Origin of the sequence: Pseudomonas sp. FSL R10-1350 (genome assembly GCF_009600525.1) — a bacterium.
Classification (GTDB): Bacteria; Pseudomonadota; Gammaproteobacteria; order Pseudomonadales; family Pseudomonadaceae; genus Aquipseudomonas; species Aquipseudomonas helleri.
Window position 1 is genome coordinate 51305 of sequence record NZ_WIVR01000009.1, and the last position, 25804, is coordinate 77108.

Genomic DNA, 25804 nt, shown 5'->3' on the forward strand with positions numbered 1-25804 from the left:
GACCTCAGAGCGATGAGCTCACGAAATTAAAAAGGCCGGTAATCATGTACAAAATAAACCTGGTAGCAAGGTGAATACGTGAGCGTATAAGCCAAGACTAACAGCTGTAACCGCGGCGCGAACCTATCAGATTAGCTAGTAGGCGCATGATGATTTAGAGCGTAACCTGAAAAAAATCGTCAGGCTCAAGCTGGGGACACTGGCGTTAAGTGTCTGCTTATTAAATGCCTCTGTGGAGTAATTGTCGTGGCTGATACATTTCCGCTACCTATCATTGAAAGTTTAGATGCCGAAAAAGTTTTGGATTTGGAGGAGTTGGGTTCAGGCCCCCTTCTGACCTATATCAAATACGACGGTATTATAGAAGGCGATACACTTTATCCGAATTGGCGTGGGTGCAGTGAAAGCGGTGAGGTCATCGATTTTATTGATTCCCCTGTTGACGTTTCAGGATCAGAAGCCGAGCTGGCCAAGGGGATGCTGGTCAATCTACCTAACATTGCAATTGCGCCACTGGATCAGGGCTGGGCTTTTTATTCTTATGCATTAAGACTCAAGGGCGAAACGACAATAAGTGCAGAGTCCAGACGTTTAATGATTTATATCGGTAAACGTCCTGCACAGTTACTTCCGGCCGCTCATATTACGCAGTCTCATGCACTGTGTATCAATATTGATGAGCTTCCTGGGGAGGGGGCCAGTGTCAGCGTACTGCCCTATCAAGCAATGGCCGTAGGAGACAAAGTTACTTTTTCTTGGTCTGGGTATATGCAGGGCAGCGATCCGGGCGACCCGAGTGATCCGGGTGACTCGGATACTTATCAATATATTCTGCAAAGCAACGATATTGGTAAACCGCTGTCATGGATTATTGAGAAGTCTTTATTTGACTTTATCGAAAATGGCTTTGGCTACCTGGATTACACAATTGACTATGCGCCGAATGACAGTGGTTTAACTTCAATTGCAAGCCGACAACGCTATGAGATCATTCCTGCTGTAGAGCCAAAACTGGAAGCGCCTATATTTGATAGTTTTAGTGGCGCGGACGTTAACCCGGATAAGTACCCCAACGGTATTACTGTACGTATCCCTTTGTACGAAGGGGCCCGAATAGGAGATGACATTCGAGTGTACGGAATGAGCACTGTGCAGACATTAAGTGCATTAAAAACACTGCGCGTTGACCCATCGAACCTAGACAGTGGCAGAGTGGAGTGTGTGTTTGACGCTAATTGGTTAAAGGCTAACAACTGGCAGACGATCCAACTATTTTATCAGTGGGGCCGTCAGAAGCTATCGAGAACTTCTAATGTATTAGAGTTCCAAGTTCGCCAAACGCGAAGTTTAATTGCGCCAATGGTTAAAACAGCCTATCCGGATGATGAAGATCAGTTTATGTATGATGCAATGGAGGGGGCAGTGCGCGGGGCGAGTGTGATAGTCCCGGATGCTGCAATTATTGAGGCGGGCGATACGGTACACGTTGAATGGGCTTTTGTAGATGGGAGTGCAGCTTACACGGGGGCGGCACTAGAAAGTAATCCACGAGAATTCAAAGTTCCGTTGGAGTTTATTCCGGTCTATATGGGTAAGCGAATAGATGTCGTGTATAGCGTCGTACCTGAGCACCCGGTGGATGATAAGGAAATTTACTATTCAGCCCCCTTCAATATTGAGATTAATAAATTGCCCGTCAACCAATACACACGTTTGAAGTGTGCGTTGGAGGGCGCAGTAACAGAGATTTCACGGGCGAAAGTGCCAAGTAGCGGTGCCCCGTTTTATCTGGATAAGTGGAAATTCATGGCAGCAGATCAATTAGTCACCATTGAGGCTAATGGCGGAGTAAGTGATGCGGGTGAAAACTATGATTTATGCCGCAGCCGAAAAGTAGTGCTGGCTGAGGCTCAGCTCGGGAAGTTTGATGTGATCTTACCGTTGAGTTACCTCAATGGGTTGACGTTGGGTGAAATATTTTCGATTAAAACCAGTGTCAGTTTCGATGGTGGGGAGAGCTATCAAACTTTCCCGACTGTTGAATTTAAATTGGTTGCTTAACCAAAGTCACAATGGCAATTAAAAACACTGAGGTGCAATATGTCAAAAGAATTCAGGGCGTTGAGCAAGTTAACTAAAACTGTGCCAGTAGTGAATGATACTTTAAAACTTAATCAGTGGCTTGCTGAAGGGTCAAGAACCTATGGTTGGGGTGCTATTTTGGCGTATGACCGTCAATCAGCCAATAAAGTGTTAAAGCAGGAGTACATTCAGCGCTTCAATTCGGCAAGCGTTGCGCTACCTATCAGTCTTTCGGTGTCAGGAGGGGCAGAGACGAAGCAGCTATCTGGATATGAGTTTGATGCGCCACTCATGTCCTTCGAAAATCATACGGATGGAGATGTCAGTAATGATCCGCGTTGTAAGCTTCGGCTGCCGATCATTGCCGGTTCATATAAAACTGTCGCAGCCAAGGGGATTGTCACGTCGATTAGTGTACTGGACCCGCTGGACGGCCAAGTGTTAACCATGACACTTGACCTGATGGCCAGGAAAGGTGCGGTAAATGACAAAGACCAGGTGGTTTTTGATATTAGTGAAGGAACCGGTTTCACAGTTGATGTTAATGAACATAGTATGGATCAGGAAGATGTAGGTAAAGCGATTCAGGCCTACTTTAAAGAAAAACTACCTCTGGATCAAAAAGTCTGGGTCTTGAGTACGATTGACAAAAGTAAGAATCAATACCTTAAGCCTGCGTCGATAGTACTTTATGTTCGTCAACTTCCTGGTTCTACAGGTATTGCCGACGGCGAGTTGTTGGTGCTGGTAGCGATGCAGGGAGACCTTGTCGGGACAGCACTCCCAGCTGATTTTCCCTACCTGACGAGCAGAGACTCTGCAATTATTATGTTAGGGCAAAAAACACTGCTTGAAAAAGTGGTACACCCGCAACTCTCGTCGTTTTATTCTTCGATGACCAGTACCGCTGTTAAAGAAGAGAATGACTATGTACTTAAAACGCTAAGTGGAAGTGCTGATGTGCAACACAAAAGCTACAACTATGTAACTGAGAGTGAAGGGGCCACATTGCCGGTGACCATTGCTTACCAAACCTTGGAGTTTGCAGGTGAAGGTAATCAACTAAAGGTGACTGCGGCGGGCGAGTACATTACAGCTGCTTGGAGTGGCCAGAATACAGTTGATATTTCAGCAGGTTATTTTAATAACTGGGGTTCACAATGGGTTGGGACTTTAGCTCAAACTTGGGCGGGGTCATCAAAGGCATCTTATAAAGTTAAGGCCGATGGCAGTGGTTTGGAAGTTAGCTCGGTCATGGATAATGAGCCTAGCCGATCCGAGACAATTAAGTGCACTAGCATACCCGCCGCCACTGACGCGCTTAATGACGTTATGAACAGGCTGTGTATTAAGTACAAAAGTGAATACGTGCCAGAGATGATCGGTAAGATTAAAGCTGCAACCCACAATGCCCTCGCTGGTTTGCCAGAACTGAACACGTTCGTTCTTGAGAGTATACTTTTCAGAAATGAAGATTCCGTCAGCCTGAACAGTTGTAGCCTGCCTAACGATCTGGTCATGCAAGGTACAGTGGGCCATTCATTTTCAGCTTACGAAATAACACCTATGGCACACATAATGCCTGTTGGCACCACTCATCAGTTTAGAGTTGAGCCTGCCACGGTAACAGATGTGGTATGGTCAGTTGAATCTGTTTCTGGCGACGGCACGTTAAAGGGAACTATTGATACCAGCACTGGCCTGTATACACCGCCTGATTTATCTGGTTTTAAAGGTGACTTTATCCGCGAACGCGTAGTTGCAAAAAAAGGCAATTATGTCAGCTATGCATTAGTCAGTGTGCTGAAAAAAACCATTACAGTGAATCCTTTACTAACAGTGAAAACAATTGGTAAGACTCCAATTGAAGGCGACAACGTCTCATTCAGTGCCAATCATGTGAGTGGGGCTTCACTTTCATGGGAGCTGATTGGCCCGGGTCAAGGTGGACTGCAAGATAAGATTGGCTACAGTAATGTCTATACGCCTAACTATACGGATTCAACAAGTCCTTATGATATCGATAGTGTTAGCGTGACAGATGAGTCAGGCAATCAAGTTGTCGCCACTGTCATCGTTAATCGCACTGCGGATGCGGGCGCTGCGATGGTCGAGGGTAGTTCAACAGCCACTACGGTGCAATTAGAATGGGTGACTGGGGGGGCTGATATAATCGCAGAAGCGGCCACGACACTTACAGTCGTGGGCAGTGGTACGATTGATGCAAAGGGTCTTTATACCCAATCTGAAAATAATAGCGATACTTTTGCAATAGCAAAGTGCAAATATGCAAGCGGGCCTTTTACATTTAGCTCTTTTATCGTAATACCCTTGCCGCTGGTTGCCTATGCTGCACCTTGATGTGTAGGGCAGATAAATTTTTTTAAATTTTTGAATGAGGTGCCGTAATGGGTATTAACTCGCGTGAAGAAATACTAAAGCAAATGGCTGGCCAGTCCGTCACGTTTGGTTGGGGGGCTGTCAATGTTTTTAACAAGACTAGGCTTAATCGATTGTTAGAGCAGCAGTATGTATCCCGCATGGAGGGCAATAGTTTTTTTCCTGGGTTTGCAGGCGAAATTTCGTTATCAAGCAGTTCAAATGCAACTGTAAAGCTGGACTCCGTTGTACTTGGAAAACCGTTATTGTCTTTCGAACAGGCGGCATCACTTGACGAGTCAATGGCAACCGTTACTCTGAATATTGTTTCTGGCAATTTATTACTGATGCAGCCGGGTGAAAAAGCCGCACGTGTGAATACCAGTTTGAAAATTCGAGAGTCGCATGGTTATCAAGTGACCATGCGCCTCCAACTCTCGATGATTACGGGTAGTGTATCGGAGTTGGGCGTTGTAATGATGGACTTGTCCAAAGGTGTAGACTTCAGCTGTAATTTGTTGCCTGACGCTCTAGACCAAGTGCCACTAGGGACTGGTTTCAAGGATTTTTTTAATTCCTTGCCAGAGACTCAACGGGTGTTTGTGCTGGGGGTCTTGGACATGGGGAGTTATGACCCTCTTGCACCCAAAGAGTTTTCAATACTTACCCAGCGTGCACCTGGCGCGGACAATTTAACAGCCTCTAATTATGGAGATGGTGGCGTTGTTGTATTTGTGCGTGTCGCCGCTGATACAGAAATAGGCAATCTACCGAGGGAAGGCTCTGGTTTTCCATACTTGATCCCGGATGATCAAGATGAATTGGGCCAGGATATTTATTCAGCTGCGGTTGTTGTTACGCAAAAGTGGAGTGATTATGTCAATGATAAAAGCATCGAGCAACTGAGTAATTTGCTCGTTCCTGGAGCAGATAGCTTCCTCAGTAAAGACAGTGCTGAACCGTTTGATTATATTAACTTCGGTAATGTGAATCCTTCGGCCACGCAGTTGGTGATTCATCCTTTGTTGTCTACCTTGAAGGTGGGACAGACCCAAGCGTTTAGTGTGAAACGCAGCGATGGTACAGCCGTATCGGGCGTGACATGGACCGCTAAGAGTCTGAATAGTCATACCCTGAAAGGGGATGGTGCTATTAATTCAGACGGTATTTATACCGCGATGGGCGTGGATGATATTGAAGCCGATACGGCACGGGTGGTTATTACCGGCACGGTTATTCTTGATGATGTATTTTATAAGGTGTCAGCGGCTGTCATGGTTACAGCTGAGCGTATGGTAATTGCGCCTCAGGTCAGTAGCCGAATTATTGAGTTAACCCCGAAGACAGTTACCTTGTTTGCTGCGACTAGTGCGACCTCAAAATTGACATGGTCGCTGTCGTTACCTTTGGTGGGGAAACTAGAGGTGTTGGGCAGTGGAAATACCGCCATTTATACGCCTCCTACTGCAGAGCAAGCAACCTTCGAGACGGTTCAAGTTATTAGTGTTTATGATGAAGCGCTTAAAGAAACAGCCCAGTCAACGGTAGTTTTATTCAATAATTATTTGTCTCTTGGGGTAAGCCCTGCTCATACCTCACATCTGACAAGAGGTAAAACTGTTACTTTTGCGGTGGAGGATGACTTTCCAGCGGATACAACTACATGGAGTGTGATTCGAGGCGGGGGAGCATTCGAAAACCCTCAATCAGGTATATTTACTGCTCCTGATCCAGTGGTAGATCCAGTGACGCTAGTTAAGTGTGTCAAGACCTCGGGTATTTTCACTTTCACGGGTTACAGCACCATTGAGTTCGATAAGTTTGAAGAGGGGCCTGGCTGGACAAAGTTGGCAAAGTTCACTGTAAAAGTACGGGACAGCTCGGGCAACTTAGGCCCGACTGGTTATGTATATCGTAACGGTTTACAACAGGTTAAATTGGCTGTCAGTATAGAAACTACGGTGCTTAATAATAACCCGCAACGGCCTTCAAGTTTAGAATTGCAATCACTGCGATTAGTGACTTCCGGGGGGGCGCAGGTTAATCCATTGCCGCCAGGACAGGTGGGGATCTCACCAGGTGTTGGCGCATGGGCAACCACGACTATTGCCAACGCCTATCATCTTTTTCCGGGGGCTGGAGTTCCAGCGCTGGGTTTAGCCTCAGCGGAGCCCCTGAGCGAACAAAGTACTGCCAATTTTGAATTGTATGTACAAACGACAATGCCGGCAAAGGAAAATGGTACATTCCATCTCTCATTTGTTGGCGGGAATAATGAGGAAACGTTTTATTCAAATACCTCCGATGCCATCAACGGTCAAGTCAATCTCACGCCTGTAGATCCCCCTCGGTTGATAGTCAATAAAGACTACACATTCGATAAAATAATGATTTCTGATGGTACGCTTAAAACTGGAATAACCAAGGCAATAAATCAACACGAGCAGCTTGAGCCGGAACCCGGTGATTATTATGATTTCCACTTGAATACGATTGATTATTACGAGTTAAAGTTTTTCAATTGCAAGATGGCGCGCTTGAGTTTCCTTCCAACAGCTACAGGTTTTGGACACAAATCGACGGTACGCTGGGAATCAAGACTGTTAGAAGAAACTATGTTTAGTTTCTCCGGATACGCCTGGAATCCCGCTAAATTGACTGATGTAGAATCAGGTGAAGAAAAAAGCAGTAATATATATGTCGACCCTTGGATGAAAAATATCATGTTGACACAAACTGTGCCGACTTTCCCTCTTGAGAAGGCTATAGCTGAAGGGGATTTTATTGTTAGTATGCATCGAACTGACGATGTGCGATATGGTGCTTTAGTTGCACAAGAGGATATTGTGGCCCGCGATAGACTTTATAGCGATATCAATATTGCATTTGTTGATCAACACGGTAATACCTATAAGTGTGTAGTAGGGTTTCCTGCTGAGTCGATTCATGACCGACAAAATATGGAGTTAAAATTCCTGTGAGGTTGGTCGTGTGTTTTATATATTTGATTCTTAACAAGAGGCAATTATAATGAATGTCCCATCTAAAATTGTAATAGTTGTTGCTTTCTTGGCAGCGTTTTTCGGTGCTGGTCTCACGCTCGCTGAGGGTTCCGCGAAGGTTCCGGAGGTTACTGCTGAGGACGGAACTATTGAGTTTTTCGATAAAGACCAAAAAAGTAAATGTGTTATACCCTTCGTAACGGGTGCTTATGGTTTTACGAATGAGTCAACCAATAAGTGCCCCAACGATAATATTTACTTTTTTAAGCTTCATCATGTTCCTTCGGCAGCTACCATTTTAATGACCGATGATGCAAATTGTGGAAGGGATCAAGAGAATTTTGACTTCCTGTTCAAAACTATCAAATTCGAAACGACTACAGATTTTGTATCTATAAGTAATACCATTACCTTTGATGATAAGGCAGTGATTGTGCCAGGCCTTAGGCTAGAGAAGAAACGGTATAAAAATGGTGCGCAGATAGATGGTAAACTATCATGTGTGCAAATCGTGCGCTCTCTCTAATTGGTTTTTGATGGTTAGCTATTAAAGTGTCCTCGGGCACTTTATTTATCAGTGCGTCATAGCATTCATTGGTATCAATGTTTTGGTGTGCTGGAATATATATACAACTTTTGTGTAATTTCTATTGCTTGGAGAGTCGTATGGCTACGAACACAGCAGTGCATTCTAACGCATTTAACTTTCTTAGTTTTTTGAACAGTGGAGTAGATCCCCGTACTGGCCTGTACACCGTTGCCATCAACTTACCCACGGTGTTGGCTAACAATTTGGCAGGCCCTGCCCCCTCTATAGGATTAGCATTTAATCCGCTCAGTAGCCAAGACGTTGGCTGGGGCTTGGGCTGGAGTCTGCAACGTTCTGAGTTTGATCCTAAACGTTCGATTGTGTCGTTGGGGGCAGGCGAAACCTTTAAAGTCACTTCAGTCACTGATGGACTCTGCAAAATGGAGGAGCAAAAACTCCTCAGTTTCAAATTGTACGATGATGGTGGTGAGCGTTATCGAATTGTACATAAATCCGGAAATATCGAAGAGTTGCTAGTCTTTGGTCGCGCAGAGTCACGCATTGCTTTGCCAGTACGGTTGTATTCAGTTGAGGGTCGTAGTGTCTCGTTTTATTATGAAGACACTGCTTATCCACTGATGTTGACGCGTATTGAGGATGAGCTGGGAAATACAGTGTTCAGTGCCAAGCGCAACGCCAATGCGAATATTGAAGTGTTGTTATATCCTTTCGCCGGTGAGCAAGGCGCGGCGCTCGCAAAGTACGAATTGGAGCTCGGCGCCAACGGTGTCGTTGATTCTATTGTGCTGCCGACCCCTGAGCGTGCCAGATGGAGGTTCACTTACAAGCAAGATATCAATACAGCGCTGATGTTTATCACCGAGGCCTTCTCGCCTGTGGGTGGCAGTGAGTTCATTACTTATGAATGGGGTGGGCATCAGTTACCTGTGGGTGCTTCGCCCTCAACGTTGCCTCGTGTCTCTAGTTACACTGTTGTTCCTGGATTTGGTCAGGCGACGGTAGAGACTCATTACACCTATTCAGCCAAGAACTTTTTAGGTGCGGGCGACAGTGCTGTGACTTGGAATGACTCCGGGGTTGATAATCTGTATCAAGCAGCATCGGATTATGTTTATGAAACGGTCGAGCTGTTGATGGTTGAGGGTAGCGCCGTGCGCACCATCAAGCGCAGTTTTAACTGTTTTCACTTGTTGATCAGTGAATCCACCACGCAGGGTAATAACATTCAGGAAGTTTTCACCGTTTATTACGTTGATCCCGATGTACCTTTCAGTCAGCAATTACCTTATTGCCAATTGCCAAAAAATGTCAGCACCACTTGGCGTTTGAGTACTGAGTCATTGATGCGTACTGAAACTGAGTACAGCGAATATGATAACCAAGGCAATGTAACACTGCACAGGCAGGCCAATGGTGTAACCGAGGAGTCTGTTTACTATCCGGTCGAGGGGGAAGTGGACGCGTGCCCGCCTGACCAAGCTGGCTTTGTACGGCATCTAAAAATGAAAGTTATCATTCCAGCACCCGCATCTGCTGCTCATGCGCCGACGCTCAGTACTACCTATCGACATAAAACTCTAGCGGCGGTTAGTGACGCAATTTATCCCTGGCATGTGCTGGATACAGAGTTGCTGCAAGAAGATCTAAACGGTGCTTCAACGACCTTGCAGACCACTCAGTATCACTATGTTGACGCTGTCACCGATAGTTTGCGCCACGGCAAGGTCTCCTCTGAGGTACTAACACTAAATGGTCATTCACTGACTACTTCGTATCAGTATAACTTAGGCCCTGTACCTGCTCCCGGCGAGAGTGAGGCATTTACTGTTTTAACCACGGTGGTGCAACAGCACTCAGATTTGGATGTGTTCACTAAGGCGGTGACCAATGAAACCTCCTTGTTTTCCGGTCAAGAATTACTGACCCGGGATGATAATGGTGTAGAAATTCTTTATGTGTACGATGCTTTGCAACGGGTACTTAGTGAAACTGTTGCACCAGGTAAAGATGCCGAAGCGACACGTCAGTATAGTTACACCTTGTGTGCCAAGGCTGGGGATCAGGCAACTCAGACCGCTATCAACGTTAAAAACGTCAAGACGGTGACGTATATGGATGGGCTCAACCGGCCTGTCAGAGAACTACGTATTAATGCTGATAGTAAATTGAAGGCTGATTTATTAAGGCCGATTTACACTGCCCTGTATAACGCACAGAACCAATTGATTGAAGAAACTGTGGTCGATTGGGAGGGCGATATTGACAGGCCAATGACCACAAGTTTTCGCTATGATGATTGGGGGCAGCAATTCTGTACTGTGGGGCCGGATAAAGTTGAAGTCTATGAAGTGACTGAGCCGCGTGGGACAGCCGATTGGCAAGATGGGGTCGTTACTACCAGTTGGCGGCAGTTTACCGACAGCGCGGGTGAAGTGATCAAGGCAACGGGTAAGTCTGTCACGCTAGTCAATAAGTTTGAAAAACCCGTGCAGGAGCAACGATGGAATTTGGCTGCGGCATTGGTCAGCACTCATTTTTATGAATATGACGGCCTTGGACGTACAGCGAAAGAGACTGATGCTTTATCTAACGTCACCCTCTATACCTATGATGCTTATGCGCGGGTAGTACAAACGGATTTACCTGGTGGGGCTGTGGTCGTACGCAGTTATGCGTCGCACAGTACTCAAGATCTGCCTGTCTCTATCAGCGTTAATACTATCGAGTTGGGGGCTCAAACTTTTGATGGTCTTGGGCGCATGTGTTCATCGGTTACCGGAGGCCGCTGCCAAGCTTATGAGTATCTACCTGGGCAGACCCAACCTTCTAAGGTTACCAAGGCTGGGGGGCAAGTGGTTGAGTATCGCTACAATCCCCTATTGGGTGAAGAGCCGGAGAAAAGATTCGCTAATGGAGAGGAGGCAACCTATACCTATGATCTTAAAAATGCGCGGCTTGACTCTTGTTCAGAGGCTGGACTGAGTTTGACCCGTAAATACTTCAGCACTGGAGATATACAGTCCGAAACTCAGGGCGTGCATTCGATGGTTTATAACTACAGCTTGCAAGGATTGATCTTGGGTTATACCGATGTGCTGGGTAATACTCAGAGTTACCACTATGATTTTGAACGCGGAGGGCGAATTGTATCAACCAAGCTAGGGCTCACAGAATCGATTTTCTCGTACGACGAGTTGGGTCAAACGACTACCATAACCACCACAGACACAACTGACTCAGCAAATTCGCTGGCGGTTAGCATTAACTTGCACTATGACGAGTATGGACGTGAAACAGAGCGCGTTTTTGATCTGAACGGCGTCAAGCAGAAATTGGTTCAGCGTTATAATGCCGTTGATAACCTAGTACAACGTGAACTCACTGCCCTTGATATAGATGGTAATGTACTCGAAGTTCTACGTGATGAAGCCTATGAGTACGATGCACGAGCTCGGTTAACCAAGTACACCTGCCTGGGTAGCCAGAAACCCGTAGACCCCTATGGCAATCTTATCGATGAGCAGATTTTTCGATTTGATCACTTGGATAATATCACTCGCGTCAGAACCTCGTTTGGCCTTGAGTCAAATACAGCCGCTTACTACTATGAGAATGACGACGATCCTGTTCAACTGAGTCGTGTTACAAATACCCACGCATCAGCAGTTCCTCGTGAATTGATTCTGGACTACGATGCGAATGGGAATCTCATTATCGATGAGTGTGGAAGAGTTCTTAAATATGATGACTTAAGTCGCTTGATATCTGTAAGTAGTGCTGCGCCTTAATTGCTAAGCGTTTGGATTTAAGCCTGTACTCTTTGTGTTACGGCGCCATTAATTGTTAATGGCGCCTTTTTTATAGAGTAGACTTTAGGGTGTTCGGGTTTTAAAAGCTTTGGCCAAATGCTGCGAGTTGGCTGTTGCTTTGGATGTCCAACTTATTCATGGCGCTACGTTTCTGTCGGCTGATCGTTTTTTCGCTGCGGTTCAAGCGTCTTGCAATTTCACGTCCTGAAAGGTCCTGAGCAAATAGGCGCACAACCTCCAACTCTTTGATCGACAGTCTGCTATTTATGATTTCGCCTTTTTTAGGGCTTCTCAATACCAGGCCAAAGCTCGGGCTCAGGTGACACCGACCTTGAATTGCCGCCCGCACTGCAGTTTTAAATTCTTCAGCGGGGGAGTGCTTGTCAAGCAGGCAGGTGACGCCCAATTTGAGCAATTGCCTTAGAATCATTGGATTCTTCATCATGGTCATGACCAGCAACTTTACGTGAGGAAAGTTCCGGCGAATGTAGCTAATCAGCGCTAATCCATCTGGAAAGTTTTCTGAAGGCATAAAGAAGTCGGTAACAACCAGGTCACAGGGCTCCTGCTCTAATAGCTGAATAAGTGTCTCAGGGGTGGATGCCTCGTGGGTGATGCAGGTAGTCGGGTTGATTAATGTGCTTAGGGAAATGCGTGTGCCAATCAATACGACAGGGTGATCATCGGCAATAATCACTCGGGTTGGCTCATGATAAAGCTTATTGAGGAGAGTGGATGATGGCACGTTCTCATTCGTTCCTTGATAAGGTGAGCGCGTGCACTCTAACAAACTTGTAGGAAGGACTATGTAAGATATTTCTTCAAGAAATTGAGAATGTGCTGTAAGGCTGTGTTTATTTCGGATAAATATATGTGGGAATTACTCGGACAATTCTGTAGGAAGGCTGGCAGGATTGAAATATTAGTATTCGCACCTACCCGCCTGCCTTTTGCTTTACGGCTTATTCAGTAATCTGCAACTTTCTAGCTTCCGTGTAGATGTAACGCAATTTGTCATATTCAAATGGCGAGTCGAATTGCCCGTAACGGAAGCTGGTGTTGTAGCGTTTATCGATGGCTTGCAGCAGCCAGATTTCCGGGTGGCGCGAGCTTTCGCGCGGTACGTTGAGGAAGTTGATTTCTCGATTGGCGCCGTAGTCGACCACCAGCCCCGTGGTGTCGCGCAGGTTTGATGGGCCCAGGATCGGCAGCATCAAATAGGGGCCGTCCGGTACACCATAAAAGCCCAGGGTTTGCCCGAAGTCTTCGCTCTGGCGCGGCAGGCCCATGGCGGTAGCAGGATCCCACAGCCCGCCAACCCCCAGCGTAGTGTTAAACAGCAAGCGTGCCGTGGTTTTCAAGGAGCGGTCGCCCTTGAGCTGCAGCATGCTATTAAACAGGTTGGGTACATCGCCCAGGTTATTAAAAAAGTTGGTGACACCAGTGCGCACAAAACTGGGCGTTACGTACCGGTAGCCATCGACCACTGGCAGGAATACCCACTGATCGAAGCGGTAGTTGAAGTGGTAAATGCGCCGGTTAATCGACTCCAGCGGGTCGTACACATTGAGCGCGCCCATGGTGGCGCGCTCAAATTCACGCTGATCGAGGCCTGGATTGAACTTCAACAGTTTTAGGGGTTGTGTAAAGCCATCAACGTCGTGTGTAGGTTCGATGTTGGCTTTGCTGTCGTCTGCCTGGGCGTAGCCGACACTGAGTAGGGCGGCGAGAAGCACGAGATGTTTAGCCACGGAAGAACTCCAGCATGTCTTTGGTGTTAACGCGGTAGTTGAGATTGCCGCAGTGGCCACCATACGGGTAGACAGTCAGGCGGTTGCCGAAGGTCTTGCGCAAGAAGCCCAAATCACCAGGGCCCAGGATGATGTCGTCGGCATTGTGCATAACGGCAATTTTGGGGCTGTTTTTCAAATAGTCCTGCAAGGCATACAGGCTTACCTGGTCGATCAGTTGCAGCAAACTGCCGCCATCGGTGCGGGCGCGCCACATCGGTATGACTTGCTCGGTGAGGTAGCAATCGAAGTCGCACAGCAGTGAGCGCTTGAGGAATGGCGTCAGGCTAGTGCCTTCGGTAATGGGGTAGTTGGGAGGCGTGATCAGACCGCGACGGTTGATCAGGTCTGAAGTGAACACGATGTCGGCGGATGAAAACCGGAACATAGTGCCAATCAGCATTGCCATCTGTTCGTTGGTCAAACGCTCTTTGGAGTTTTGCAAGTCGTAGACCAGCGCGCCATTGAGATCGACGTAGCCTTTCTGCTTGAAGTACTCGGTGAGCTTGTTCAGTACCAACTCGTAGAACGTGGTGCTGCTATTGATGCCTTTAACTTCCGTTTGTACCAGCTTGTCGAGGTTGCTGATGGACGTATACAGGTTCACCGGCGGGTTAAGCATCAAGACTTTCTTGAAGTTGAAGCTTTTGCGGGTTTCGTCCAGGTGGCTGACGAAGGCCGCGTCCAGTGCGCCAAGGCTATAACCCGCGAGGTAGTACTCAGTCACCGGCACATTGGCTTGTTGGGCGCGAACCGCTTGCATGACGTGATACAAGTCTTCGGCATCGTATTGGCTGATACCGGGTGTGGCAAAGCGTGAAGCCGCGCTCATAAAGTCATAGCTGGTTGGCGACGACAATTGCACAACGTGGTAGCCGGCTTGATAGAACAGCTTTTTCAAAAACTCGTTGAGGCTGCTGTCGTAGGGCGCCCCTGTACCGGCGATCAGGAAGATCAGCGGGGCCGCGTGGTCTTGCTTGGCGATTCGGTAGGTGAGCTTTTTCACTGCCCAGAAGTTGGCCGGCAAGGTGAACTCGCGCTCTGGTCGCAGCTTGAGGGTGTAATCCGATTGGTTGATGTCATCTTCGCTGGGCAGCAGTGGGCGCATTTCCGGCGGGGTTGTAGCAATTGTGGCTTCGAAGGGGTTGGTCAGGGGGTAGCCATAAGTGGCGGGGTCGACATCGACCGCTTGTGCGGACGCACTCAAAATAAGGCCGCACAGCAAGGCGGCAAAGGGTAGAGAACGAAGCATGACGACTATCCCTAATAAAGTGCGGAAAATGATTCGCAGGCTATGACCACAGGGCTACAGTCGAAGTGCCATTGTCTGACACAAAATACATCCCCCGGGCAGAAGAAAGCAGGCAATGAACTACCAGAAGATACACGTTGAATGACTTTAGTGAACAGTTATCTGATTGCAAGGCTTGCATACCCCTAAAGGGCGATTAAGCTGGGCGCCGCTTTTGCCTATTGGAGTTTTGTATGCACCCTCGTTTGCCGTGGATCTTGCTGCTCATTGCCTTGCCATTGTGGCTGGCGGCCAGTTATGGCCTGCGTTACGGCTTGATGGAGGACCCGCAATGGGTGGGAACGTGCGTTGCTGAGGCCCGGCGTTGGGAATGCCAGTTGCGCTCAAACCTTGGCTGGTTGATTCACTTCAGGGCGTTGGGCTGGGCGGCGTTGGTGACGTCGGTGCTGGCTTTTTTTGTGCCGGGACGTGTTGGCAATGCACTGGCGGTGTTGGCGTTGCTGTTTGGCTTGCCGGCATTGGCGCTCTACAACGCCAGTTTGGCGGTCTTTGCCGTGGTGATTGCAGGTTTGCGGCTGGTTCGGGCAAAACCGCAAAAATAATCCAGTCCAGGAGCGAGCTTGCAATCTTTTTAAAGATCAAAAGATCGCGAGGCAAGCTCGCTCCTACAGATTTTTTAGGTTATTGACGGCGACTGCGCCACAGCGCGATGACCATCAATACACTGACCAAGGCCCATACCCAGGCTTGTTGGTTGTTCAGGCCTTCGCGGTACAGTTGCAGCGGGATGCCCGCGCCGATGATCAGCGCCAACAGGCTGAGTTCACGCCGTGGTCCGCTCGCCGGGCGCAGCAGGTAAACCAAAGCTGGCAGTACCAGAGCGGCACTCGGGAAGCTGCGATAGCGGGGTTCAAATACCAGGCCCAGCATCATGACTGCACCGGCAAACCCGGCGGCTGCGATCCAGCACCCTGCATGACGCTCGAGCACGTTGAACAGGCCCTTACGCCAGCCCTGTTGTTGCCCCAGCGCTAAAGCGCCGTGGGCGAGCACCACCAGATTGAGCACAATCAACAACCCGGCCCATGTCCATTCTTCGGCAAAGCGACTGGTGACTGATGCCAGTTCGGCCCATGCCACCAGGCTACAACCCGCCACGGCCCCCAAGGCCGGCAGTAACAGGGCCGAGCGCGTGCTGCGTACGCGTCCACCGATCAACAATGTGGCCGCAAACAGGGCGATGCCCAGCCCCAGCCAGGCTGGCCAATGGGGCAGGTTGGTTACGGGGCCTGCAAGTATGGCTTTGTCTTGGCGATCGGCATCAAATAGCCCCCAGTAACCGCCCACTGCACCTTCACTGGCACGCTTCCACGGTTGGTCGAAGGCTTCGATCAGGTTGTATTTCCAGCCGTTCTGTTCGGCCAGGGTGACAAAGCCACGAATGAATTTGGCTTCGTTGACGCGGCTCGGCAGGGCGGTTTCGCGCTGGCGGCCTTCGCTGGGCCAGCCGGTTTCGCCGATCAGGATGTCTTTATCGAATTTGCTGCCGAATTCCTGGCGCACCTGGGCAACGTGGTTGACGGCCTGGTCGATCCCGGCAGGGTCGTCTTCCCAATACGGCAGCAAGTGGATGGTCAGAAAGTCTACTGCCGGTGCAATCTCGGGGTGTTGCAACCAGAACTCCCACACATCGGCGTAGGTGACGGGTTGTTTGATCTGGCTTTTGACCTGCGTGATCAGCTTGACCAGTTGGGGTGCAGTGATTTCTTTGCGCAGCAAGGTTTCGTTGCCGACAATCACGGCGCTGATGACATCCGGGTTGGCATTGGCGTTGGCGATCAGTGCGTCGACCTCTTTTTGGGTCTCTACCGCGTTGCTGCTAACCCAGGCGCCACTCATCATCTTCAGCCCGTGCTTGCGGGCCAGTTGCGGGAGGGCTTCAAGCCCGGCCTGGGAGTACGTGCGGATACACTCAAAGCGTGTCGCCAACAATGCCAGGTCCGCGTCCATGCGTTCTACGCGGGGTACGAAAGGCTGGTCGAACGGGGACTGGTCTTTGTCGAACGGCGTGTAAGACGCACATTGCAGTTTGTGCGTAGGGGTGGCGGCATCGGGCAGGATGACGGGTTTGCCCAGGCCATACCAGAAACCGGCAATGGCACACACGCCCAGCAAGCAGGCAAGGAGGTAAGGCAATACAGGGGAGCGGGCAGTCGCGGACATGGTCAGGCCGTATGGGAGCAAAGCCGCGCATCTTACCTGCAATCAGCTGCGCCTAGAGCCTCCGTATAATTTTGTCATGCAAAGTTCAGGTGGGTGTCCGGGCAAAGTGCTTTGAGGCAGCGGCAGATGTCGTTGATGGTTGGCTGGGCGTCGTCGTCAGAGCAGGGCACTTGGCAGGCGAGGCCGATTATCAGGGGGGATGTTATGTCGGGGTGTTGATAAAGCCCTGGAACCTGATGTGGTCCGGCACTCGTCGGGCCCGGCACAGCGAGGAATCATAGATGAAGATGCGACGACTCTTGAGCGCGGGAGCTGCCTTGGTGCTGGCGATGAGTGCGGGGTTGGCGATTGCTCAGACCAAGCCCACCCTTAATATCGGTTATGTCGACGGTTGGTCCGACAGTGTGGCGACAACGTTCGTGGCCGCAGAGGTGATCAAGCAGAAGTTGGGTTACGACGTGAAATTGATGCCGGTAGCCACGGGCATCATGTGGCAGGGCGTGGCCACTGGCAAACTCGATGCGATGCTGTCTGCCTGGCTGCCAGTGACTCACGGCGAATACTGGGCCAAGAATAAAGACAAAGTGGTGGATTTTGGCCCCAACTTTAAAGAAGCAAAAATTGGTTTGATTGTGCCGGAGTACGTAGAGGCCAAATCGATTGCTGATCTGAAGGACGATAAAGGCTATAAAAACAAAATCGTAGGGATTGATGCAGGGTCGGGCGTGATGTTGAAAGCGGACGAAGCAATCAAGGACTACGGTTTGAATTATAAGTTGCAAGCCAGTTCGGGTGCGGCCATGACCTCTGAGCTTGGGCGTGCATACGCTAAAAATGAACCGATTGTAGTGACGGGCTGGGTACCGCACTGGATGTTCGCCAAGTGGAAGTTGCGCTTCCTGGACGATCCAAGGGGCGTCTTTGGCGCTGCAGAAACTGTCAATAGCGTCGGTAGCAAGGACCTGGAAAAGAAAGCACCCGAAGTTGAAGCGTTCTTGAAGAAGTTTTCGTGGAACTCCAAAGACGAAATTGGTGAGGTTATGTTGGCCATTCAAGAGGGGGCCAAGCCAGAAGCTGCCGCCAAAGATTGGGTTGCCAAACACCCTGAGCGTGTCGCTGAGTGGACGGCTAAATAACCGCGAAGTGTCTAGCTCGCAGCACACAGAACCGCCCGGTTTAATCGCCGGGCGGTTTTTCTATTTTGAGCACTGGCCAAATGATGTCGTTATTCGCGCAGCCTAGAGAATACGGGGCCTGTAGGGTATTTCGGTTCTACTACTAAAGTCGTCTGGCTTAGAGATCGAAGCCCCCTAATAGTGAAACCGTTACATCTCTTCTGTGCTGCGAGGACAAAAATAATGAACGACAGCATTTACCTCTCGATTCAAAACAGCCCGCGTTTCAAGGAGCTGGTCAAAAAAAGGGAGCGGTTCGCCTGGATTCTTTCAGCGATCATGCTCGGTTTATATGCCGCCTTTATTCTGTTGATTGCTTACGGGTCGCACATCATGGGGGCCAAGTTGTACCCCGGCTCCGCTATAACCTGGGGAATACCGATCGGGATCGGGCTGATTATTTCGGCCTTTGTTCTGACTGCTATTTATATTCACCGGGCCAATGGCGAGTTTGACGACCTGAACAATGCAATTCTGAAGGAGGCTGAGCAATGATCCGGCGTCTATTGGCAACACTGGGCATTGCTGCCTTGTCTCAAGGTGTCTGGGCGGCTGACGCCTTGACGGGGGAAGTTCAAAAACAACCGCTTAACGTCTCTGCAATTATTATGTTCCTCGCGTTTGTAGGCGCGACCCTGTGTATTACTTACTGGGCCTCCAAGCGTAATAAGTCAGCTGCGGACTACTATGCCGCAGGTGGCAAGATCACCGGCTTTCAAAATGGTCTGGCGATTGCGGGCGACTATATGTCTGCCGCATCGTTTTTGGGTATTTCCGCGCTGGTGTATACCTCTGGCTACGATGGCCTGATCTATTCGATTGGCTTTTTGGTGGGTTGGCCAATCATTCTGTTCCTGATTGCCGAGCGTCTGCGTAACTTGGGTAAATACACCTTTGCAGACGTGGCGTCGTACCGTCTGGGCCAAACCCAGATCCGTTCGCTGTCAGCGTGTGGTTCGCTGGTGGTTGTCGCGTTCTACCTGATTGCGCAAATGGTCGGTGCGGGCAAGCTGATTCAATTGCTGTTCGGTCTCGATTATCACGTTGCGGTAATTCTGGTCGGCATTCTGATGTGCCTGTATGTATTGTTCGGCGGCATGTTGGCGACTACATGGGTGCAGATCATCAAGGCGGTGTTGCTGTTGTCCGGTGCGACCTTCATGGCTGTGATGGTGATGAAGCACGTTAACTTTGACTTCAACTCGCTGTTCGCTGAAGCGGTCAAGATTAACCCCAAAGGCGAGGCCATCATGAGCCCGGGCGGCCTGGTGAAGGATCCGATTTCGGCCTTCTCGCTGGGTCTGGCGCTGATGTTTGGTACCGCAGGCCTGCCGCACATCCTGATGCGCTTCTTCACCGTGAGTGACGCTAAAGAAGCCCGCAAGAGCGTGCTGTACGCGACTGGCTTTATTGGTTACTTCTACATTCTGACCTTCATCATTGGTTTCGGCGCGATCATTCTGGTCAGCACCAACCCGGCTTTCAAAGATGCAGCGGGCGGTTTGTTGGGCGGTAACAACATGGCGGCGGTGCATTTGGCTGACGCGGTGGGCGGTAGCATCTTCCTGGGCTTTATCTCGGCCGTGGCCTTCGCGACGATTCTCGCGGTGGTTGCAGGGCTGACGCTGGCCGGTGCTTCGGCGGTGTCTCACGACCTGTACGCCAGTGTGTTCAAAAAGGGCAAAGCTAACGATAAAGATGAAATCCGCGTCTCCAAAATCACCACGGTGGCGTTGGGCGTGTTGGCGATTGGTTTGGGTATCTTGTTCGAAAGCCAAAACATCGCGTTTATGGTGGGCCTGGCGTTCTCTATCGCGGCGAGCTGTAACTTCCCGGTACTGCTGCTTTCGATGTACTGGAAAAACCTCACCACGCGCGGCGCCATGATCGGCGGTTGGCTGGGTCTGATCAGTGCGGTTGGCTTGATGGTCCTGGGCCCAACCATCTGGGTGCAGATACTGCATCATGAAAAAGCGATCTTCCCTTACGAATATCCAGCCTTGTTCTCCATGATCATTGCGTTCGTGGGTATCTGGTTCTTCTCCGTGACCGACAAATCCAAGTCGGCTGCGAAAGAGCGTGCGCTGTTCTTCCCGCAGTTTGTTCGTTCACAAACCGGGTTGGGGGCGAGCGGGGCGGTAGACCACTAAAGCAGCGGCAAGTTGTTAGCTGCAAGCTGCAAGCTGCAAGTTAGAAGCGGTCTGTTTAATGAGATCCCCCTGTCGTGAGGCAGGGGGGTTTTTATTTGGGGGGAGGGCGCGCCTTGTAGTCGCTGCCGAGGCACGAAGGCTGCGATAGGGGCTGCCTGCCTTGTGCACAGAGCTGCTTCAAATCCCATCGCAGCCTTCGTGCCTCGGCAGCGACTACGGTTTTTGTGGGCACAAAAAAATACGGCCTCTAACAAGTAGAGGCCGTATCGGCAGCAGCTAAGACGCTATCGTGGTATCAATGGTCTTATTTGCGGTCTTCAAGCTTGCTGAAGTCACGCGACTCGTAGCCGGTGTACAGCTGGCGCGGACGGCCAATCTTGTACGGGCTGGAGAGCATTTCTTTCCAGTGCGAGATCCAGCCGACAGTCCGCGACAGGGCGAAGATTACGGTGAACATGCTGGTAGGAATGCCGATTGCCTTGAGGATGATCCCCGAGTAGAAGTCGACGTTCGGGTACAGCGAGCGCTCGATGAAGTAAGGGTCGGTCAGAGCGATCTCTTCCAGGCGCATGGCCAGTTCGAGTTGTGGGTCATTTTTGATGCCCAGCTCTTTCAGTACTTCGTCGCAGGTCTTTTTCATCACGGTGGCGCGTGGGTCGCGGTTTTTGTAAACGCGGTGACCAAAGCCCATCAGTTTGAATGGATCGTTCTTGTCCTTGGCCTTGGCGATGAACTTGTCGATGTTAGACACATCGCCAATTTCGTCGAGCATGGTCAGAACAGCTTCGTTGGCGCCGCCGTGAGCCGGGCCCCACAGTGCTGCGATGCCTGCAGCGATACACGCGAACGGGTTGGCGCCCGAAGAGCCCGCCAAGCGTACGGTAGAGGTCGATGCGTTCTGTTCGTGGTCGGCGTGCAGGATAAAGATCTTATCCATGGCCTTGGCCAGTACCGGGCTGATCGGTTTGATCTCGCACGGTGTGTTGAACATCATGTGCAGGAAGTTCTCGGCGTAGCTCAGGTCGTTACGCGGGTACATCATGGGTTGACCCATGGAGTACTTGTAAACCATCGCTGCCAGCGTTGGCATCTTGGCAACCAGACGGATCGCGGAGATTTCGCGATGCTGCGGGTTATTGATGTCCAGAGAGTCGTGGTAGAAAGCCGACAGTGCGCCGACCACGCCGCACATGACGGCCATCGGGTGAGCGTCACGACGGAAGCCGTTGAAGAAGGTCTTCAACTGCTCGTGAACCATGGTGTGGTTCTTCACGTTGCTGACAAACTGAGCCTTCTGTTCTACCGTCGGCAGTTCGCCGTTCAGCAGCAGGTAAGCTGTTTCCAGGTAGTCAGAGTGTTCAGCCAGTTGTTCGATCGGGTAGCCGCGGTGCAGCAGGATACCGTTGTCACCATCAATATAGGTGATCTTCGACTCGCAGGATGCAGTCGACATGAAGCCTGGGTCGAATGTGAATCGGCCCGTGGCCGTGAGGCCGCGCACATCGATTACATCGGGACCAACGGTGCCAGTTAAAATGGGCAGCTCGACGGGGGCAGCGCCCTCGATGATCAACTGCGCTTTTTTGTCAGCCATGTGGCCTCCTATTTATGCTTGAAATCATCAGACAGACCCCCCACGCAGGGCCCGCACCACTATAGTTAGATAAATTTGAATGTCAATTTGCCTAAAGTCTTGCTGTACAAGGCTTTCAGGAGTCATTTTTCTCGAATATCCCCGCCGTTTACGCCGTTTACGCCTTTTATGCGAAGAGTGCAATGCTCTATTAGAGGGAGGTGATTGCGTTGTCATTAGTAACCTAACTGTCTATACTCGGCAGCCGACCGCCAGAGGCTTTTGGGCCTGTTTAGATGGGGGTCGTCACTCCCGGGTGGTGGGTACCTGACCAGTGCGCATCCCAACAAACTTGCCCTGATTGTTAGGGGCTCTTCAGTGTGAAAAAAGCCGTGAATAGCCAACGACCTGTAAACCTAGACCTAAGGACCATCAAACTCCCCATCACCGGCGTTACGTCGTTTCTGCACCGCGTATCGGGCATCATTCTTTTTCTCGGCCTGGGCTTCATGCTTTATGCATTGAGCAAATCCCTGGGTTCCGAAGAAGGTTTTGCCGAGGTGAAGGCATGCTTGACCAGCCCGCTGGCCAAATTCATTGCATGGGGCCTGCTATCTGCCTTGCTGTATCACTTGGTTGCCGGTGTGCGCCACTTGATCATGGATATGGGCATCGGTGAGACGCTGGAAGGCGGCAAGCTGGGCTCGAAAATCGTAATCGTCATTTCCGTAGTGATGATTGTTCTGGCAGGAGTTTGGATATGGTAACCAGCGTTACGAACCTATCGCGTTCGGGCCTCTATGACTGGATGGCACAACGTGTGTCTGCGGTCGTTCTAGCGGCTTATTTCATTTTCCTGATCGGATACCTCGTTGCGAACCCTGGCATTGGCTACGCCCAATGGCACGAACTGTTCGCAAGCAACTGGATGCGTATCTTCAGCCTGTTGGCCCTGGTTGCCCTTGGCGCTCACGCCTGGGTCGGCATGTGGACCATCGCGACTGACTACCTGACGCCAATGGCGCTGGGCAAGTCCGCGACAGCAGTACGTTTCCTCTTCCAGGCAGTATGCGGCGTTGCGATGTTCGCTTACTTCGTCTGGGGTGTGCAGATTCTTTGGGGTATCTGATTCATGGCTAACACAGTTAATACACTTTCCTTCGACGCCATCATTATTGGCGGCGGCGGTGCCGGTATGCGCGCTGCGTTGCAACTGGCTCAAGGCGGTCACAAGACTGCTGTAATCACCAAGGTTTTCCCGACTCGTTCCCACACCGTATCGGCTCAGGGTGGCATCACCTGCGCGATCGCGTCTGCGGATCCAAACGATGACTGGCGCTGGCACATGTACGATACCGTCAAGGGTTCCGACTACATCGGTGACCAGGACGCTATCGAATACATGTGTTCCGTAGGCCCGGAGGCCGTATTCGAACTCGAGCACATGGGTCTGCCGTTCTCCCGTACCGAGCAAGGCCGTATCTACCAGCGTCCTTTCGGCGGTCAGTCCAAGGACTTTGGTAAAGGTGGCCAGGCTGCCCGTACCTGCGCTGCTGCTGACCGTACCGGTCACGCACTGCTGCACACCCTGTACCAGGCCAACCTGAAAGCCGGCACTGTATTCCTGAACGAATACTACGGTGTCGACCTGGTTAAAAACGAAGCTGGCGATTTCGTCGGCATGATCGTTATCTGCATCGAAACTGGCGAAACGTCCTATGTTCGCGCCAACGCCACCGTACTGGCGACTGGCGGTGCAGGCCGTATCTACTCTTCGACGACCAACGCCCTGATCAACACAGGCGACGGTATCGGCATGGCCCTGCGTGCAGGCGTACCGGTACAGGACATCGAAATGTGGCAGTTCCACCCAACCGGTATTGCCGGCGCCGGTGTACTGGTTACCGAAGGTTGCCGTGGTGAAGGTGGATACCTGATCAACAAGCACGGCGAGCGTTTCATGGAGCGTTACGCTCCGAACGCCAAAGACCTTGCTGGTCGTGACGTAGTAGCACGCTCGATGGTTAAAGAAATCATCGCGGGCAACGGTTGCGGTCCAGATGGCGACCACGTAATGCTGAAGCTTGACCACCTCGGTGAAGAAGTTCTGCACAGCCGTCTGCCAGGTATCTGCGAACTGTCCAAGACTTTCGCCCACGTTGACCCGGTACTGGCTCCAGTTCCAGTGGTTCCAACTTGCCACTATATGATGGGCGGTGTTGCCACCAACATTCATGGCCAGGCGATCACCCAGGACGCCGACGGCAACGACCAGATCATCCCTGGCCTGTTCGCAGTAGGTGAAGTGGCGTGCGTATCGGTTCACGGTGCCAACCGTCTGGGCGGCAACTCGTTGCTCGACCTGGTGGTATTCGGTCGTGCTGCCGGCCTGTTCCTTGAGCAGACGCTTAAAGAAGGCGTTGATTACGCTCGTCCACGTCAGTCCGACATCGACGCTGCCCTGGCACGTCTGGACGGTCTGAACTCGCGCACTGATGGCGAAGACGTTGCGACCCTGCGCAAAGAACTGCAGAGCTGCATGCAGAACTACTTCGGCGTATTCCGTACCGGCGAATACATGCAGAAGGGTATTACCCAGCTGCAAGACCTGCGCAAGCGCATTGCCAACGTCAAGATCAACGATAAGAGCCAAGCGTTCAACACTGCTCGTATCGAAGCCCTTGAGCTGCAAAACCTGCTCGAAGTGGCTGAAGCCACTGCTATCGCTGCTGAAACCCGTAAGGAATCGCGCGGTGCTCACGCCCGTGAAGACTTCGAAGATCGTGACGACGTTAACTGGCTGTGCCACACCCTGTACTTCCCGGGTGAGAAACGCGTAGCCAAGCGTGCGGTGAACTTCTCGCCGAAAACCGTTCCGACCTTCCAGCCAATGGTTCGTACTTACTAAGGGTGGCCGATATGTTGAAAGTCAGTGTTTATCGCTACAACCCGGATCAGGACGCCGCGCCGTTCATGCAAGAATTCCAGGTCAATACCAACGGTAAAGACCTCATGGTGCTGGACGTACTGGCCCTGATCAAAGAGCAGGACGAAGGTTTCTCCTATCGTCGCTCTTGCCGTGAGGGCGTTTGCGGCTCCGACGGCATGAACATCAACGGTAAAAACGGCCTGGCGTGCGTAACGCCGCTGTCCTCCGTTGTAAAAGGTAACAAGTTGGTGATTCGTCCGCTGCCAGGTTTGCCGGTTATCCGTGACCTGGTCGTCGACATGAGCATCTTCTACAAGCAATACGAGAAGGTGAAGCCTTTCCTGCAGAACGATACTCCGGCTCCGGCCATCGAGCGTCTGCAATCGCCAGAAGAGCGTGAAAAGCTCGACGGTCTGTACGAGTGCATCCTGTGCGCCTGCTGCTCGACTTCGTGCCCGTCCTTCTGGTGGAACCCGGACAAGTTCCTGGGCCCTGCTGCACTGCTGCAAGCCTACCGCTTCCTGGCTGACAGCCGTGACACCAAGACCAACGAGCGTCTGGCTTCGCTGGATGACCCGTTCAGCGTATTCCGCTGCCGCGGGATCATGAACTGCGTAAACGTGTGTCCGAAGGGCCTGAACCCGACTAAGGCCATCGGTCACGTGCGTAGCATGCTGCTGCAAAGCGGCGTGTGATTCAAAGCTGCACTGCAACACCGTTGTAACCGTAGATGCTACGGCGCAGGCTTCAACCGGCGCCGTAGTTATAACCTGAGCAGCAGCTCACAAAGTTGCGGCTCTTATTTTGAAGAAATGAGACCAGCAGGGGCATCCGGGCTGGTACCCGGACTATCAGCGTGACTCTAGTGGCTTGTTTTAGTCGCTGTATTC

18 protein-coding genes are annotated in these 25804 nt (G+C 50.8%); 13 read left to right on the top strand and 5 right to left on the bottom strand.

The features are described from left to right. Positions 1–246 precede the first annotated feature (246 nt). The 5 genes from GHO25_RS06790 (at position 247) to GHO25_RS06810 (ending at position 11801) form a co-directional block, all read left to right on the top strand. Complete coding sequence (locus tag GHO25_RS06790) at positions 247–2061, top strand: hypothetical protein (protein ID WP_153390251.1); 1815 nt, start codon at positions 247–249, stop codon at positions 2059–2061. Between the two features lie 39 nt (positions 2062–2100). After that, positions 2101–4443, top strand: a complete 2343-nt coding sequence (locus GHO25_RS06795) for a hypothetical protein (protein ID WP_153390252.1) — start codon at positions 2101–2103, stop codon at positions 4441–4443. A 47-nt stretch (positions 4444–4490) separates the two neighbouring features. Continuing rightward, the gene (locus GHO25_RS06800; RefSeq protein ID WP_153390254.1) at positions 4491–7442 is read left to right on the top strand and encodes a hypothetical protein; all 2952 of its coding nucleotides are present in this window, start codon (positions 4491–4493) and stop codon (positions 7440–7442) included. A 49-nt stretch (positions 7443–7491) separates the two neighbouring features. Continuing rightward, on the top strand, positions 7492–7989 hold the full coding sequence (locus GHO25_RS06805) for a hypothetical protein (RefSeq protein ID WP_048368588.1): 498 nt from the start codon (positions 7492–7494) through the stop codon (positions 7987–7989). A 140-nt stretch (positions 7990–8129) separates the two neighbouring features. Continuing rightward, on the top strand, positions 8130–11801 hold the full coding sequence (locus tag GHO25_RS06810) for an RHS repeat protein (protein WP_178110014.1): 3672 nt from the start codon (positions 8130–8132) through the stop codon (positions 11799–11801). Between the two features lie 100 nt (positions 11802–11901). Here the strand turns inward: GHO25_RS06810 and GHO25_RS06815 are convergent, their stop codons facing one another. From GHO25_RS06815 to GHO25_RS06825, 3 genes are all read right to left on the bottom strand, one after another. After that, on the bottom strand, positions 11902–12567 hold the full coding sequence (locus GHO25_RS06815) for a response regulator transcription factor (protein ID WP_178110015.1): 666 nt from the start codon (positions 12565–12567) through the stop codon (positions 11902–11904). Between the two features lie 217 nt (positions 12568–12784). Further along, complete coding sequence (locus GHO25_RS06820; RefSeq protein ID WP_178110016.1) at positions 12785–13573, bottom strand: VacJ family lipoprotein; 789 nt, start codon at positions 13571–13573, stop codon at positions 12785–12787. Continuing rightward, entirely contained in the window at positions 13566–14864 is a 1299-nt protein-coding gene (locus tag GHO25_RS06825; protein WP_048368585.1) for a serine/threonine protein kinase, read from the bottom strand. Before GHO25_RS06825 ends, GHO25_RS06820 begins: the two co-directional genes overlap by 8 nt. Before the next feature lie 233 nt (positions 14865–15097). Between GHO25_RS06825 and GHO25_RS06830 the strand changes: the two genes are divergently transcribed. Beyond that, positions 15098–15466 carry a hypothetical protein gene (locus GHO25_RS06830; protein ID WP_153390261.1) on the top strand — a complete coding sequence of 123 codons (369 nt, stop codon included), beginning with the start codon at positions 15098–15100 and terminating at the stop codon, positions 15464–15466. A 79-nt stretch (positions 15467–15545) separates the two neighbouring features. On the opposite strand, the gene GHO25_RS06835 is transcribed toward GHO25_RS06830, so the two are convergent. Continuing rightward, positions 15546–17087: a glycosyl hydrolase family 17 protein gene (locus GHO25_RS06835; RefSeq protein ID WP_178110017.1), complete on the bottom strand. Its 1542-nt coding sequence runs from the start codon at positions 17085–17087 to the stop codon at positions 15546–15548. A gap of 281 nt (positions 17088–17368) precedes the next feature. Here GHO25_RS06835 and GHO25_RS06840 point away from each other — a divergent pair, with 281 nt between their 5' ends. The 3 genes from GHO25_RS06840 to GHO25_RS06850 all read left to right on the top strand — a co-directional run bounded on the left by GHO25_RS06840 (position 17369) and on the right by GHO25_RS06850 (position 20412). Next, on the top strand, positions 17369–18223 hold the full coding sequence (locus GHO25_RS06840) for a glycine betaine ABC transporter substrate-binding protein (RefSeq protein WP_153390262.1): 855 nt from the start codon (positions 17369–17371) through the stop codon (positions 18221–18223). Positions 18224–18445: 222 nt separating this feature from the next. After that, positions 18446–18757 (top strand): DUF485 domain-containing protein, encoded by a 312-nt coding sequence (locus GHO25_RS06845; protein WP_048368581.1) that lies wholly within the window; start codon positions 18446–18448, stop codon positions 18755–18757. Beyond that, positions 18754–20412, top strand: coding sequence for a cation acetate symporter (locus GHO25_RS06850; RefSeq protein ID WP_048368580.1), 1659 nt, complete (start codon positions 18754–18756; stop codon positions 20410–20412). The genes GHO25_RS06845 and GHO25_RS06850 overlap by 4 nt, the downstream gene beginning before the upstream one ends. 304 nt (positions 20413–20716) lie before the next feature. Here GHO25_RS06850 and gltA read toward each other — a convergent pair whose 3' ends face one another. Further along, positions 20717–22006, bottom strand: coding sequence for a citrate synthase (gene gltA, locus GHO25_RS06855; RefSeq protein WP_048368579.1), 1290 nt, complete (start codon positions 22004–22006; stop codon positions 20717–20719). Positions 22007–22365: 359 nt separating this feature from the next. Here gltA and sdhC point away from each other — a divergent pair, with 359 nt between their 5' ends. Genes sdhC through GHO25_RS06875 form a run of 4 tightly spaced genes read left to right on the top strand, consistent with a single transcriptional unit; the run spans position 22366 to position 25609 of the window. Continuing rightward, positions 22366–22752: a succinate dehydrogenase, cytochrome b556 subunit gene (sdhC, locus tag GHO25_RS06860; protein WP_019408939.1), complete on the top strand. Its 387-nt coding sequence runs from the start codon at positions 22366–22368 to the stop codon at positions 22750–22752. Beyond that, on the top strand, positions 22746–23114 hold the full coding sequence (gene sdhD, locus GHO25_RS06865) for a succinate dehydrogenase, hydrophobic membrane anchor protein (RefSeq protein ID WP_003446906.1): 369 nt from the start codon (positions 22746–22748) through the stop codon (positions 23112–23114). The genes sdhC and sdhD overlap by 7 nt, the downstream gene beginning before the upstream one ends. A 3-nt stretch (positions 23115–23117) precedes the next feature. Then, a complete protein-coding gene (gene sdhA / locus GHO25_RS06870) occupies positions 23118–24893 on the top strand; it encodes a succinate dehydrogenase flavoprotein subunit (protein ID WP_048368578.1) in 1776 nt (591 codons plus the stop codon). Positions 24894–24904: 11 nt separating this feature from the next. Next, a complete protein-coding gene (locus GHO25_RS06875; protein ID WP_153390264.1) occupies positions 24905–25609 on the top strand; it encodes a succinate dehydrogenase iron-sulfur subunit in 705 nt (234 codons plus the stop codon). The last annotated feature ends 195 nt before the right edge of the window (positions 25610–25804 follow it).